This window comes from Priestia sp. YIM B13490, assembly GCF_042787735.1.
Lineage (GTDB): Bacteria > Bacillota > Bacilli > Bacillales > Bacillaceae_H > Priestia > Priestia megaterium.
The window spans coordinates 67,977-81,098 of the sequence record NZ_JBHZOT010000010.1; the positions used below are offsets into that span (position 1 = coordinate 67,977).

A 13,122-nucleotide genomic window follows, 5' to 3' on the forward strand; every position below is an offset into this window, starting at 1 on the left:
CCAATATAAGCTTTAAGATTAGTCCCCGCCGTTTGAGGCGGGCTTTTTTTATATTTGCAGCAGCAAATTCGCAAATAAAGAAGAACGCTCGGACAACGTATCAATTTGAATATGTTCATATTCTGCATGTATTCCTTTTCCGCATGCTCCTAATCCATCCAGCGTGGGAACACCAATGGCCGCTGTAAAATTGCCATCACTTCCGCCGCCCACAGCTGCTTCTTCCAATTTCATACCCAGTTTCGCCGCGATTGACTGAGCGCATTCAAATAGCTCTTCCGTTTGTTTAGACTTGACCATCGGAGGACGATTCATGCCTCCCGTTACTTCGAGCTTAATCCCTTTTAAAATGGGTGTTAAATTCAAAATAATATCCGTCATGCGTTTTGCTTCTTCTTCTGTAGAAACACGTAAATCCACGTGCGCTTCTGCATATTCCGGCACTACATTTGTACCGCTGCCTCCCGTAAATGTCCCAACGTTAACCGTTGTACCTTTTTCATAATCTGTTAAGCCCTGCAAGAAAATCACTTGGCGCGCCAGCTCTTCAATCGCATTGATTCCTTCTTTGTGGTGATTACCCGCGTGTGCTGCTCGTCCCCATACTTTTACGGTGAAAATCCCCGCTCCTTTGCGCGACGTTTTTAACGCACCTGAACCCGCCACCGCTGGTTCCGCTACTAGCACTGCTTCACTTCTTTGTGCTTCTTCTTCAATGTATTTTTTAGAAGAAATTGACCCAATCTCTTCATCCGAATTACAGAAAAACACAATTTTTTTATCGAGCGATAAGCCAAGCTCTTGAATCGCTTTAATCGCCCATATAGATTGTACAATGCCGCCTTTCATGTCTAAAATTCCCGGACCATACAGCTTGTTTCCCTCCGTTCTTAGACTCAGCCTTCCCTTTTCCCATACCGTGTCAAAATGACCGATAATTAAAAGCTGCTTTTCTCCTTCTCCAATCGTAAATTTCAAGTGGTTTCCTACTTCTTTTTCTTCTATGATTTCGTACCCTACCCCTAACCGCTTTTGAAACAGCTGCGTTAAATACATTCCACACTGATCTACTAACTCTTTACTGTAGGACGGTGATTCTTTTTTCACAAATCCAATTAAATCTTCAAGCATATCTTGTTCGTGTTCTTTTAAATAACTAAACACGCTTTGTTCTACCATTACCTGACTCAAATCAATTCCTCCTCCAAACAACCCCTGCTGCTTGCATTAAATGCTTTTATTTATTTTACGTATAACTATGTTCTACGTTTCACATAACGACCTTAAATTATCCTTAATTATAATGGTTTTCAGACAATTTTCCATCCTTTAAATACAGATAATACTTTAACTTATTCATAACCGACCGAAAATAGCCATAAACTTCAACAAATTCATACAAAAAAGCTTCAATCTTCAACAGATTAAAGCTTTCGTTTGACTAATTGACATTTATTTTAATATTTTTTCCTTTTGACTTCACACTCACAAAAACAAACATAGACACTAAAAAAATAAACAGAATAACGCCAACCATTTCAAAGTTTACTTCGGCCCATGGGTTAAAGAAAGTGAATGCTAAATAGAACGACACACCATACGCGAGGACAACAATAACCCAGCCCATCAAGCGGGAAGCAGATTGTCCAAATTTACTCGATTCATTCACCATTTTATGTACAATCATCGAATCGATTGTATCTGTAAGCATCATGCCAAACATAAACACTAGTCCCAACAAAAGCGGCGTATACTTGCCTGCGTTCCCTGCAGCTAGAGACCACACGGCCGTTTGACTGACCGTTTCGGCTGCTAAAGCGAACAATGCTCCTACAAGAATAATTAAAAAAGGATTCGTTGTTCCTTTTGCGATTTTCGGAATAAACTTCCCTTTTAATCCGCTCAGCTGAAACTCTTCTTCTTTATTTTTAGTTCGAAGCAAATGATATGTGTTTAATGTTCCAATCAGAAAGAGAGAGATAATGGATACCCAAGATGCAAAATGATCGAAATATGAAGGAAACGTAAAATTCTTCATCACCACGCCCAGCACCCCGGCCGTGACGGCCACCATTCCTCCATGACCTAGTGAAAACAGCGTTCCAACCCACGGGGCAAAACGGCTGCCCATTCTCCAATTATATCGGGTCTGGCCATCAATAAAAGCTAAGTGATCTGCATCCAATCCGTGCCTGATTCCTAATAAAAAGACAAGTAAAAAAACTGATAAACCTTCCATTTCCTACACTCCTTTTTTTAAAATAAAACGTAAAAAAGCCTCAATTCTATAGAAATTGAGGACGTGTCGGCATATGAAAATAAACAGCAATTGCTCACTGCGTACCTTGATACACCGCCTCTTTCCTAGAAGAGTCAAGTGTACAGAATAGGTAGGTCTCCTGGCTTGAGATCATCATTTTCTACCGCCTTCCCCATTTTGAGTGACGATAAGATAGAAAACTCCCTGCTTACAGTGGCTGGACCGCTCGAGATTTGCACTCGATTCCCTGTTACCTCTTACGCTATGTAAGAGCACCTAAACTGTGCGAATGATTCATTTTCTTCCTCATTATACTAGTACCGCTTACAAATGAATAGAGAAAATTCAAATAAAAAAGCCCTGCTAAGCTTTACATGCTTAGCAGGGCTTTTTAAAGCAATTAAACTACTTCTATCGTTACGTCTACGTTGCCGCTGATTGCTTTTGAATACGGGCAGTATGAATGAGCTAGGTCTACATATTTTTTCGCTGTTTCTAAATCTAAGCCTTCGATATGTGCTTCAAGCGCTACTTCAATTTTCACTCCTTGATCAGCTTTATCAGGAAGCAGCTGAACAGTAGCTTTTACTTCACTGCTTTTGATTTCTACGTTATGTTTTTTCAACATAAATTCTAACGCGCTGTTGAAACAAGCACTGTATCCAGCTGCAAACAGCTGCTCTGGGTTTGTTGCTGTTGTTGCTTCTCCACCAAGCGCTGGAGGTGTTGCAACGTCTAAGTTAAAGATGTTATCTAAAGAGTGAACTTCTCCTGTTCTTCCACCTGTGTTAACGACTGTTGTTTCATATAAAGCTTTCATGTATAAACCTCTCCTCTTTTTCATTAATTTTATTAAAAGTTTTTTATTTATCGTTTCTATGATTTAATTGTACACAATTTAATTTTAAAAAACAAGTATTAAATACGTTAAAAATTTCCCAATAAAAAAAGCCGCGTATTTGCGACTTTTTCTTAATAATATTGAGACTGTTCGTCATAAGCTGATTTTCGAAAAATAGACAAGTTGGTAATGGACCTCATCAGTTTCGTATTAAAAATAACATAATGAATAAACAGCGCCAGCACGCAGCCTAAAACGGCTCCTGTTAACACATCGAATGGATAATGAACGCCAACCCATACGCGTGAAAAGGCAATGAGTACGCCCATGACAACCCACATGCGTCCTGAACGTTTGAAATGCAGCCAAATGGTAAAAGTGATAACTAATGCAGATGTAGCATGATCGCTTGGAAATGAAGAATTTGCGGCGTGATCAACAAGCTGATTCACGTGGTGAGAGATAAACGGACGATCTCGATAAGCAAATAAACTAATCACTTTATTGATAATGACTCCTGTGGCACAAGCACACAAAGCTTGAAATGCTACAACACGGCTGCCGTTTTTATTAATAAGTAAAAACAAGCCGAGTAAAACGATAAGTACATACTGGGCATAATCTGCAAAGAATACCATCAGCGAATCTAGAGGCTTTACGTGTGAGGCATACTGATTCACCGCGTGGAAGATGGTATAATCTACTGAATTAATAGCTGATAACATAATCGAAATCCTTTCTTATTTTTAAATGTCATTAGCTATCTTATCAGTTTCTTGAGAAAATGAACATGTTTTTGTCAGAAGCTTCCTAACTGGTATTTATAAATAATGTATTCAGACTGAGTAGTAAACCAACGGACTTTCGCCCATTAACTCACCTGTGAGTGATCCACAATATTTTTTTGCAAAAAGATTTCCTCTAAAGAAGGTTCTTCGACGTGAACTTGATAAATGTCGATGCCGCATTGAATCAATTCGCGAATAATAAGAGGAATATTTCTTTCTTTTTGAAGCATCACTTTTGTGTACATGTGATGGTATTCAACTTCGGGACTCAACGTACGGAAAAACTGTTGAATATATTCTTTATGGCTGCTTGGGTAGGGATCATGTTTAATCATCACCGTTTTTTTCGCTTGATATTGAAAGCGCAGCTCTTCCATTGTACCTTCTATTAAAATGACCCCATTTTTCATAATCGCTACACGTGTACAAATCTTCTCAACTTCATTTAAATTATGAGACGTCATAAAAATTGTCTTGCCTTGATTTTGGAGTTCTCTTATTAGTTCATGAATGTGAAGAGCAGATTCAACATCTACTCCAGAAGTTGGTTCATCTAAAAAGATAAGATCTGGGTCTGCTACAATTGCTTGAGCAATTCCTAACTTCTTTTTCATTCCAAATGAAAACTTTCCAACTTTCTGATGCTCATGTCCTTCTAATCCTACTTTCTTCAGTACAATACTACAGTGTTCTTTCGAAAAACGATGGCCGTTTATCTTTAAAAAATAGCGCAAATGATNTAAGATCTGGGTCTGCTACAATTGCTTGAGCAATTCCTAACTTCTTTTTCATTCCAAATGAAAACTTTCCAACTTTCTGATGCTCATGTCCTTCTAATCCTACTTTCTTCAGTACAATACTACAGTGTTCTTTCGAAAAACGATGGCCGTTTATCTTTAAAAAATAGCGCAAATGATTGAGCGCTGTCATCTCATCATAAAAGTTAGCATAGTCAGGAAGCACACCTATTTTCTTCTGAAGCTCTAAATCAATATCACTCTGTCCCAGCAGCGTAAATTCTCCTGCTGAAGGAAATGAAACGCCGGTAAGCATATTAATAAATGTAGACTTTCCTGCTCCGTTTCTTCCTAAAAATCCGTAAATTTCCCCTTGTGGTACCTGTAAATTAATACCGTTAACAACTGTTTTAGATCCATATTTTTTAGTTAATTTACTTGTTTCAATAGCATACATATTATACTTCTCTCCTTTTAAAACTCCAAAGTGCCGTACATAAACAAAGTGCTGCAAAAATAAGAAGAACTGTTAGATACCCTTTCTCCAGCTTTAAATAGTAGTAGGGTGTCACATACTTAAACCATGCAATGTACGCTTTTGATGAAAATATGCTCCACACGCTCAGTACCGGTAGAACAAACGATAAAATAATTGATAAAAACATAGTATGAGTTGGGCTTGGCATTAAAGCTGAAAGCATTAAAACAAATGAAATGATACAAACGGTGAATAGCAGGCACTCTAAAAATATATAAAAAGAAAAATGATGCGAAATAAACACAATCAGTAGAAATGAAATAGAGATACAAACAAGCCAGAAACAGCAAATACCTAAGAATTTTCCTAGTACAATACGCTCTCTTGATGTTTTGGTAACTAAAAACCTTGCTGTTCTTGTTTTAATTTCTTGATTAATAACATTATGAGAAAGACTTGAAATAAATAAAGGTCCGAACCCGAGAAGCATCACCAAAATTCCCCCGTTGGCTCCATCTTGAATCTGTGCACTCGTCAGTTGACCTCCAAGTTGACTAACTATATGGGCTATTCCATAGGAAGCACCGCATACGATTAAGATAACGATAATTGATTTAATACTTTTAAATAAGCTTTGAAACTCTTTTACACTAATAGCCCACATTTTTAAAATCTCCTTTTAAATAAATTTGACTGCTATCATCCAACAAAAGGATGATTTACTTCCGCCGGTAAGGCTTTTTTTTCTTTGGGCTTTCCACTCCAAGAAAAATTTGTCCATATACGCAGTAGCTTTTCCACCGGTCCAGTTTGAAATTTTTGCACGTACATATAGCTGCTGATAAGCTGAATTCCGTAAATACCTATGCAGACAAAAATCCCTGCAATCATGCCGAGCTTTCCGAAATAACCTAATCCGTAACCGTAAAAAATCGTCGTGCATATGACCGTTTGCATTAAATAATTACTAAGCGATATCCTGCCTACACTTTCAAAAGCCTTTATCAAAAATGACTTCTCGTATTTCGCATATAACCAAGCAAAGCCTGCAATATAACCAAGAGATAGAAGACTTCCACCTAACATATGTGTAGAACCAGCCCAATTCGCATCTGGCCATACGTACATAGTCCCTTTTAACAGCAAGCCAAGCGGAATCAGCGCGGCTGCCCAACGGCCATACTGTTTTTGATTAGCTGAAACATCGTAAAACCACTTTTTCTTTCCTGCATACATACCAAATAAAAACAAAGCGCCCATTATAAATGGCGTAAACAAGAAGGCAAAAGCAAATTTATATCCTGCTATATTCATCGGATCAACATTGTTGCGGTGGTCTTTAATCTGTTCATAAGTTCCACTTCCATACACATGAATCGTATCTTTTACATATGTCGTAAGCGTTTGTTTATCGCTAAGAAGATACATATTATCGTTTAATGAACCGTATCCGGATGCTCCTGTAAGGACCAGCAAAATCGATGCCCACACCAAAAGTGTTTTGGCTTTACGCTTTAAAAAGAAAAGTAGTAAAAATACTCCCATCATTCCGTAAAATGTAAGAATATCTCCTTCCCATAAAAACACTCCATGCAGTAAGCCAAACCCTAGAAGTAGAAGAAAACGGCGAAAGAAATGCCTTTTTACCCCTAGCTTCCTTCTTTCTAAGCTTTCTTTCATCTTCACCATTGAATAGCCAAATAAAAAGGTGAAAATCGGCATAAAACTTTCCTCTACCGCGACTTTTAAAAAGACATAGGCTGCTGAATCACTTGGTGATAGCGAGAAGAGATGAATCATATCCTTTCCGTAAATGCCATATTGAAAAATCAGCATATTCGCTAGTAAAATACCAAACAAGCTGAATCCTCTCATACTATCAATTACTTTAACCCGCCTAAAATCATTACTCATCCTTTTAACTCCTTTACTATGTGTCTGTGCATTTAGTATATGAAATGAAGTTTTCAAGAAAATAACCAGGAGATTATCTTTTCCTTAACATTTTCCAATTTTGTTAATCTTTTCGTAATGTTCTTATGCTAAAATCGAATACGTATGAAATGAAACAGAGGTGATTTACGTTGGAAGATGCGTCTATATTGCTAGTTGATGATGAAATTGCCATCGTCAAAATGCTGGAAACAGTATTAAAAAAAGAAGGATTCAACCAAATTTATAAAGCTCACACCGCTCAAGAAGCGCTGGATGTTTTACATAATCAAACAATTGATATTATTTTGTTGGACGTAATGCTTCCCGATCAAAGCGGATTTGATATCTGTCCTAAAATTCGTGAGCTCTCAAACGCGTATATTTTATTCATAACAGCCAAAGTATCCGACCTGGACGTACTAACGGGTTTCGCCATGGGAGGAGACGACTACGTAACTAAGCCGTTTAATCCTTTAGAAATTGCGGCACGAATTAAAGCACGACTGCGCAGAAAGCAAGCGCTGACTGAAGGAACTTCTATAAGAACGGAACCACAATCGTCAAATCGCTATGAGTTTGATCGTTTTACTGTAGATGAATCGGCAGGAGAACTCATTGTGGACGGTCAAACGGTTTCTTGCCCCGCACAAGTGTTTTTATTGCTTCTTCACTTTTGTAAAAATATGAATATTGTTCTTTCTAAATCACAGCTTCTTGAAGCCGTCTGGGGATATAATCAGTTTGTAGACGATAATACAGTAACCGTGCATATTCGAAGAATTCGAGAACGAATTGAAGATAATCCTAGCAACCCAAAACATTTAGTTACGGTACGAGGGCTTGGGTATAAATTAGTGAACGGAAAAGCGCTATGAAATCCATTAAAAGAAGGTTGACCTTTCATTTTTCATTTCAGTTTATTGCGATTATTGCATGTGTTTGCTGCGTTCTTTTTTGCGCTTTAATGTTTCTAGCTTATTACCTTTCAAAGCAAGATATAAAAAGAGACTTACCCTCTGGATCACTTAGCGTGTTAACGGGGGATACAACAGTTGAAGGTGGAAAAGCAACCGTTTCAGATGATTTAGCAAAACAACTTAAACAAGAAGGACTATGGTACCAAGTACTGAACAAACAAGGAAAAGTAATTGGAGAAATTAACTCCCCAAAAGACTTACCTAAGCACTACGGTCTTTCAGAGTTATTAGAAATGGATAAAACCAAAAAATTTAAAGGCTATAATGTAGTAACAGAACTTGATACCTTTTTGACTACACCTACTTATTATATTTTGGGCTATAAAAGTGATTTAAAAGACCAGCTATATGCTTTGTATGCTGAATACAATAAACAAAGTGTGCCTCCCAAAAGCGATATCCCTCTTATCAAAAAGGCGTTAAAAGAAAAAGATGCTTCGCTTCAAATTTTAAATGAGAAAGGTGATATCTTAGCTTCAATTAGAATGTCTAAAGAAAAAACACGTTACGATCCTTTAGAAATTATTTCCCGAAAAATTGAACAAGATAAATATGATTCAACAGCTACTGTATTCCATGATCCAAAGAAGAAAATTTCATGGGTTTTTTACACTCCTAATAATTACCACAGTATAACCGATGAATCTATTATTCGAAAAGCTTGGATGATCTCCATCATCGTGGCTGTTTCCGTTCTTATAGCCACCATCGCTTTCTCCATCTGGAACGCTTTTCGCTACGGCGGACCCTTACTTCTCTTCACCAGCTGGCTTGGGCGCATGGGAAGCGGAAACTATTCAGAAGTGCTAACACAAAAAGAGCGGAAGCGCGTCTTTCGGAAGAATGGAAAAGTACGCTTTCAATATCGTCTGTATTCAGAAGTAATCACCGCTTTTTATGAGATGGCGGAGCAGCTTAGCTTAGCTGAAAAAGAACGAAAGCAGCTAGAAACTACTCGCGAAGAATGGATGACGGGAATATCACATGATTTGCGCACACCTCTTTCGACGATTCAAGGATATGGGCATATGCTTGAAAGCGGCCATTACAATTGGAACGAAGAAGAGTTAAAAGAAATTGGCCAAACACTCCGTGATAAAAGTGAATACATGGTGGAGCTTGTAGAGGATTTTTCATTGGCCTTTAAGCTTAAAAATAACGTGGTTGTTTTAGAAACAAAAAAAGTGGACGTTCATCAACTACTTCAGCATATTGTTTTAAAATTCGTTAACGATAGAACCATTGAAAATGTTCACTTCTCTTATGTGCCCGCTCATCTTCAACCTTTTATTCAAGCTGACCCGCGCTGGTTTGAACGAATGCTTGATAATTTAATTTTTAATGCTATTAAACATAACCCTAAGAACACTACCATTACAATTTCGACCGCGATAAAAAGTGACCGCGTCTTGATTACGATTCAAGATGATGGAATTGGAATGGATGAAGAAACGCAGAAAAATTTATTTGACCGCTATTACCGCGGCACAAATACAACGGAAAAAACAGAAGGTGCTGGACTTGGCATGAGCATCGCAAAAGCTATTTGTGAACTTCATAAAGGCCATATCGAAGTAAGATCTACTCTTCACGAAGGCACTGCCATTATCTTGCACCTTCCTCTTTCAGCAGATCAGCAGCCGGACTAACCTCCGGCTGTTTTTATACACCTCCAATCTCTCCGTGCTATAATGTACGCAACTATACATAGACACAAGGGGGAATTTTTGTTGAGTAAAGGCAGAATTTTAATTGTAGAAGATGAGCGCAAAATTGCTCGTTTAATTCAGCTCGAGCTTGAACATGAAGGGTACGAAACGGGCATGGCTTACACGGGAACAGAAGGATTGGCAGAGTTTCAAGAACACGATTGGGATTTGCTGCTTTTAGATGTGATGCTTCCTGAACTGAGCGGACTCGAAGTACTTCGTCGCATTCGAGCAAATGATGATCAAACGCCCGTTATCTTATTAACAGCTCGAGACGCCCTTCCTGATAAGGTAAGCGGACTAGATTTAGGAGCAAACGACTACATTACAAAGCCTTTTCAAATTGAAGAGCTTTTTGCACGCATTCGCGTATGGCTTCGCCATCCTGCATCAACATCGACTCCTGAACAAGAAACAGCCACTCTTCAACTAGGCAATTTAGTCGTTAACGAAAAAACGCGAGAAGTTACGCGTGAAAATGAAGCTATTGAGCTGACTCCTAAAGAATATGACTTACTTGTCTATATGCTTCAAAACAAAAATCAAGTGCTGAGCTTTGAACAGCTTCTTACAAACGTTTGGGGATTTGATTATTACGGAGACACAAATATTGTATACGTATACATTCGTTATTTACGTAAAAAGATTGATGCTTCATTTTCAACTCCTTACATTCAAACAGTGCGCGGCGTTGGCTACATGCTGAAGGAGTAGCTTATGAAACTACAAACAAAGATTATTCTTACATCAACTGCGCTGCTTTTTATTCTGCTAGTAATTGCAAACAGTTCGATTTACTTCATTTTCAAGAAGACCATGGAAGACAACGCCATTGAACGTTTGCAAGCAGAAACAAGCAATGTAACAAATGGGCTAAAGCAAACGAGTGCGACGGTTAAACAAGCCAACTTGCTTCGTGCCTATTTGCCTCCTAACGGAATGATTCGTATTTTACCCAAATCCGGCAGTCCTTTAGTTGTATCCGTTACGGATCAAACGAAAGAGCTTCAGGACTTACCTTATTCCTATTATTCAAATGAACAAACAAGCATCAAAGAAGATGACGGCCATCTATACGCGATTTCACACACCCCTGTCATTTGGACGAACGGTGAAGTTGTTTCTTTAGAAGTCATGGAACAACTGGCAGATGTGGAACAATCTCTGCAGACATTAAAATTTATCTTGCTCATTGCCTCTCTTGTTATATTAATTCCAACTATATTTGCTGGACGGCTTTTAAGTAAAATTATTTTGCGGCCTATCAAATCTCTTATTCATACTATGGAAGAAATTCAAGTGTCTCGCACATTCAAAAAAATTGACCTCTCTGCTCCTTCTAAAGATGAGTTAGATCAAATGGCCAACACCTTCAATAATATGATGGATTTATTAGAGGAAAACTATAAAAAGCAAGAGCAGTTCGTATCCGATGCTTCTCATGAATTAAAAACACCCCTGACCGTTGTAGAAAGCTATGCCAATATGCTAAAACGATGGGGAATGAAGCGTCCAGATATTTTAGAAGAAGCCATCGAAGCCATTCACTCTGAGTCTTTACGCATGAAACAGCTTACGTCTCAAATGCTGGTGCTTGCGAAAGATGAGTCTCAGTGGGAGATTCACATGGAACACGTAGATGCGGCGGCCGTCTGTAACCAAACAATCAAGCATCTAGAACAAGCTTTTGAACGAACCATTTATTTAAATATAAAAACGGATCATCCCGTCGTAACAGCGGATGAAAAACGCTTAAAGCAACTGCTATACATCCTCTTAGATAATGCCATTAAATATAGTGAAAAAGCGGTAGAGGTAACCATAACAAGAAGCGAAAGCTTTATGATTACGGTCACAGATCAAGGAATTGGTATTCCAAAAGAAGACTTATCAAACGTGTATGAACGCTTTTTTCGCGTAGATAAAGCAAGAAATCGAGAAACCGGTGGTTCTGGACTTGGATTATCCATTGCTCGAAAGATTGTAGAAGCTCATAGCGGGCGTATTGAGATTAGTAGCCAAGAAGGAAAAGGGACATCAGTGACGGTTTGCTTTCCTCTTTGATTTCTCGCCTTTTCTTAGAGATTTTTAAGAATTGCCTGCTATACTACTTTTTAAGATACTGGAGGTGAATGTATGAAGAAAACGGTGCTTTTTATACTTATTTTTCTTGCTGTTGGTTCAGCTTGCTTTTACGGAATAGCAAAAGCAGTGAATCGGCCTGATACAATTTTATCCGAATCTGACGTCAGCAGTATGATTCAGCAAAAATATGGCGGCACTATTGAAAATGCAAGCTTTTCTCAAAAAAATGATGAACCGATTTATCGAATCACTTTGCTTAAAGATGATATTCCATACCACATCACAGTAAATGGAGAAAATGGAGAAGTCCAGTCATTAATCAAACAAAAAGTAGAGAAACAAACGTCTACTCAAACTAAAAATGATACAGAAGAAGAGCAAAAAAAGAGCGAGCAGCCACCAGTTTCTCCTACATCCGACGAGCCTCTCATTTCAATGGAACAAGCAAGAGACATTGCTTTACAAAAAGTAAAAGGAACGTTTTCCTCAGTTGAAATAGAAGAGGAAGAAGACCAAACCTTCTACGAAGTCGAAATTGATCAGTCTAAAACAAGAGAAGCTAAAGTGATGATCAATGCTTACTCCGGACATGTAGATTCCATCACCTATGAAAATGACGATGATTAAGAGTACAGCGGAAAGCTGTGCTTTTTTTATCCATTTTTATTTATTTCTAAGAAAATTTTAAACTTCTTCTTCTTTTCCTTTAAAGTTCATTGGCTAAGATAGTCTTAACAACAAATCGAGGAGGCCATAACATATGAAAGTTATTACAACCGTTTTAGCCAGTGCAGTACTAGTCGGTGGATTAGGTGCAAGCGCATATGCAATGACAGACCAGTCCAAAAGCAATGATAAGAAGCAAACCACAACGATTGAAGAAGCAAAGGCAAAAGACATTGCCCTTCAAAAAACAGATGGCGGCGACATTACAAATATCCAATTAGCCATAGATGACGGCGTTAAACAATATGAAATAGACATCACAAAAGGTAATAAAGAATACGATGTAGACATTGACAGCAGCAGCGGTAAAATCATTGAATTTGATGAAGAGCAAAAAGACGATGAAGATGAGAAAGAAGAGAAACTTCAAAACGTTTCCCCTGCTATTTCATTAGATCAAGCGATAAAAACAGCTTTAAAGAGTGCTAAAGGAACGGTCAATGAAACGGATCTAGATCAAGAAAACAACCGTTTAGTATATGAAATTGAAATTGACACAGCCGATAAACGTGAAGCAACTGTTTCAGTAGATGCCAAAAACGGCGGCGTGATCAGTGTAGAACTAGATGATTAATAGAAAAAGCAC

Annotated in this window: 13 protein-coding genes, 1 pseudogene and 1 riboswitch; of the genes and pseudogenes, 6 read left to right on the plus strand and 8 right to left on the minus strand. The window is 38.1% G+C overall.

Annotated elements, in window-relative coordinates; all coding sequences use genetic code 11:
- Positions 1-48: 48 nt before the first annotated feature.
- The 8 genes and pseudogenes from ACFX4R_RS23300 to ACFX4R_RS23335 all read right to left on the minus strand — a co-directional run bounded on the left by ACFX4R_RS23300 (position 49) and on the right by ACFX4R_RS23335 (position 7,018).
- On the minus strand, positions 49-1,212 hold the full coding sequence (locus tag ACFX4R_RS23300) for a M20 family metallopeptidase (RefSeq protein ID WP_043975748.1): 1,164 nt from the start codon (positions 1,210-1,212) through the stop codon (positions 49-51).
- A 229-nt stretch (positions 1,213-1,441) separates the two neighbouring features.
- Complete coding sequence (locus tag ACFX4R_RS23305; protein WP_043975750.1) at positions 1,442-2,239, minus strand: HoxN/HupN/NixA family nickel/cobalt transporter; 798 nt, start codon at positions 2,237-2,239, stop codon at positions 1,442-1,444.
- 133 nt (positions 2,240-2,372) lie between these two features.
- Positions 2,373-2,555: riboswitch (cobalamin riboswitch) on the minus strand.
- A gap of 105 nt (positions 2,556-2,660) precedes the next feature.
- On the minus strand, positions 2,661-3,080 hold the full coding sequence (locus ACFX4R_RS23310) for an organic hydroperoxide resistance protein (protein ID WP_165575634.1): 420 nt from the start codon (positions 3,078-3,080) through the stop codon (positions 2,661-2,663).
- 152 nt (positions 3,081-3,232) lie between these two features.
- Positions 3,233-3,826 carry an undecaprenyl-diphosphatase gene (locus ACFX4R_RS23315; RefSeq protein ID WP_043975754.1) on the minus strand — a complete coding sequence of 198 codons (594 nt, stop codon included), beginning with the start codon at positions 3,824-3,826 and terminating at the stop codon, positions 3,233-3,235.
- Between the two features lie 146 nt (positions 3,827-3,972).
- Positions 3,973-4,623 carry an ATP-binding cassette domain-containing protein gene (locus ACFX4R_RS23320; protein WP_377570503.1) on the minus strand — a complete coding sequence of 217 codons (651 nt, stop codon included), beginning with the start codon at positions 4,621-4,623 and terminating at the stop codon, positions 3,973-3,975.
- A gap of 22 nt (positions 4,624-4,645) precedes the next feature.
- A pseudogene (locus tag ACFX4R_RS23325) lies at positions 4,646-5,083 on the minus strand (ATP-binding cassette domain-containing protein); the annotation flags it as partial.
- Position 5,084: 1 nt separating this feature from the next.
- Positions 5,085-5,768: an ABC transporter permease gene (locus tag ACFX4R_RS23330; RefSeq protein WP_043975758.1), complete on the minus strand. Its 684-nt coding sequence runs from the start codon at positions 5,766-5,768 to the stop codon at positions 5,085-5,087.
- Between the two features lie 35 nt (positions 5,769-5,803).
- Positions 5,804-7,018: a DUF418 domain-containing protein gene (locus ACFX4R_RS23335; protein ID WP_043975760.1), complete on the minus strand. Its 1,215-nt coding sequence runs from the start codon at positions 7,016-7,018 to the stop codon at positions 5,804-5,806.
- Positions 7,019-7,188: 170 nt separating this feature from the next.
- Here ACFX4R_RS23335 and ACFX4R_RS23340 point away from each other — a divergent pair, with 170 nt between their 5' ends.
- The 6 genes from ACFX4R_RS23340 to ACFX4R_RS23365 all read left to right on the plus strand — a co-directional run bounded on the left by ACFX4R_RS23340 (position 7,189) and on the right by ACFX4R_RS23365 (position 13,110).
- Complete coding sequence (locus ACFX4R_RS23340; protein WP_043975761.1) at positions 7,189-7,914, plus strand: response regulator transcription factor; 726 nt, start codon at positions 7,189-7,191, stop codon at positions 7,912-7,914.
- Entirely contained in the window at positions 7,911-9,665 is a 1,755-nt protein-coding gene (locus ACFX4R_RS23345) for a sensor histidine kinase (RefSeq protein ID WP_043975764.1), read from the plus strand. Before ACFX4R_RS23340 ends, ACFX4R_RS23345 begins: the two co-directional genes overlap by 4 nt.
- A 42-nt stretch (positions 9,666-9,707) precedes the next feature.
- Positions 9,708-10,439, plus strand: coding sequence for a response regulator transcription factor (locus ACFX4R_RS23350; RefSeq protein WP_377570482.1), 732 nt, complete (start codon positions 9,708-9,710; stop codon positions 10,437-10,439).
- A 3-nt stretch (positions 10,440-10,442) separates the two neighbouring features.
- Positions 10,443-11,789 carry a HAMP domain-containing sensor histidine kinase gene (locus ACFX4R_RS23355; RefSeq protein ID WP_377570484.1) on the plus strand — a complete coding sequence of 449 codons (1,347 nt, stop codon included), beginning with the start codon at positions 10,443-10,445 and terminating at the stop codon, positions 11,787-11,789.
- A 72-nt stretch (positions 11,790-11,861) separates the two neighbouring features.
- Complete coding sequence (locus ACFX4R_RS23360) at positions 11,862-12,437, plus strand: PepSY domain-containing protein (protein WP_121946235.1); 576 nt, start codon at positions 11,862-11,864, stop codon at positions 12,435-12,437.
- 133 nt (positions 12,438-12,570) lie between these two features.
- Positions 12,571-13,110: a PepSY domain-containing protein gene (locus tag ACFX4R_RS23365; RefSeq protein WP_043975773.1), complete on the plus strand. Its 540-nt coding sequence runs from the start codon at positions 12,571-12,573 to the stop codon at positions 13,108-13,110.
- Positions 13,111-13,122 lie beyond the last annotated feature (12 nt).

What these genes read in the sequence shown, in the direction of transcription:
- ACFX4R_RS23330 (WP_043975758.1), bottom strand. Translation starts at nt 5,768, where the DNA reads ATGTGGGCTATTAGTGTAAAAGAGTTTCAAAGCTTATTTAAAAGTATT.
- ACFX4R_RS23355 (WP_377570484.1), top strand. Translation starts at nt 10,443, where the DNA reads ATGAAACTACAAACAAAGATTATTCTTACATCAACTGCGCTGCTTTTT.
- ACFX4R_RS23345 (WP_043975764.1), top strand. Translation starts at nt 7,911, where the DNA reads ATGAAATCCATTAAAAGAAGGTTGACCTTTCATTTTTCATTTCAGTTT.
- ACFX4R_RS23365 (WP_043975773.1), top strand. Translation starts at nt 12,571, where the DNA reads ATGAAAGTTATTACAACCGTTTTAGCCAGTGCAGTACTAGTCGGTGGA.
- ACFX4R_RS23315 (WP_043975754.1), bottom strand. Translation starts at nt 3,826, where the DNA reads ATGTTATCAGCTATTAATTCAGTAGATTATACCATCTTCCACGCGGTG.
- ACFX4R_RS23310 (WP_165575634.1), bottom strand. Translation starts at nt 3,080, where the DNA reads ATGAAAGCTTTATATGAAACAACAGTCGTTAACACAGGTGGAAGAACA.
- ACFX4R_RS23360 (WP_121946235.1), top strand. Translation starts at nt 11,862, where the DNA reads ATGAAGAAAACGGTGCTTTTTATACTTATTTTTCTTGCTGTTGGTTCA.
- ACFX4R_RS23350 (WP_377570482.1), top strand. Translation starts at nt 9,708, where the DNA reads ATGTACGCAACTATACATAGACACAAGGGGGAATTTTTGTTGAGTAAA.
- ACFX4R_RS23335 (WP_043975760.1), bottom strand. Translation starts at nt 7,018, where the DNA reads ATGAGTAATGATTTTAGGCGGGTTAAAGTAATTGATAGTATGAGAGGA.
- ACFX4R_RS23305 (WP_043975750.1), bottom strand. Translation starts at nt 2,239, where the DNA reads ATGGAAGGTTTATCAGTTTTTTTACTTGTCTTTTTATTAGGAATCAGG.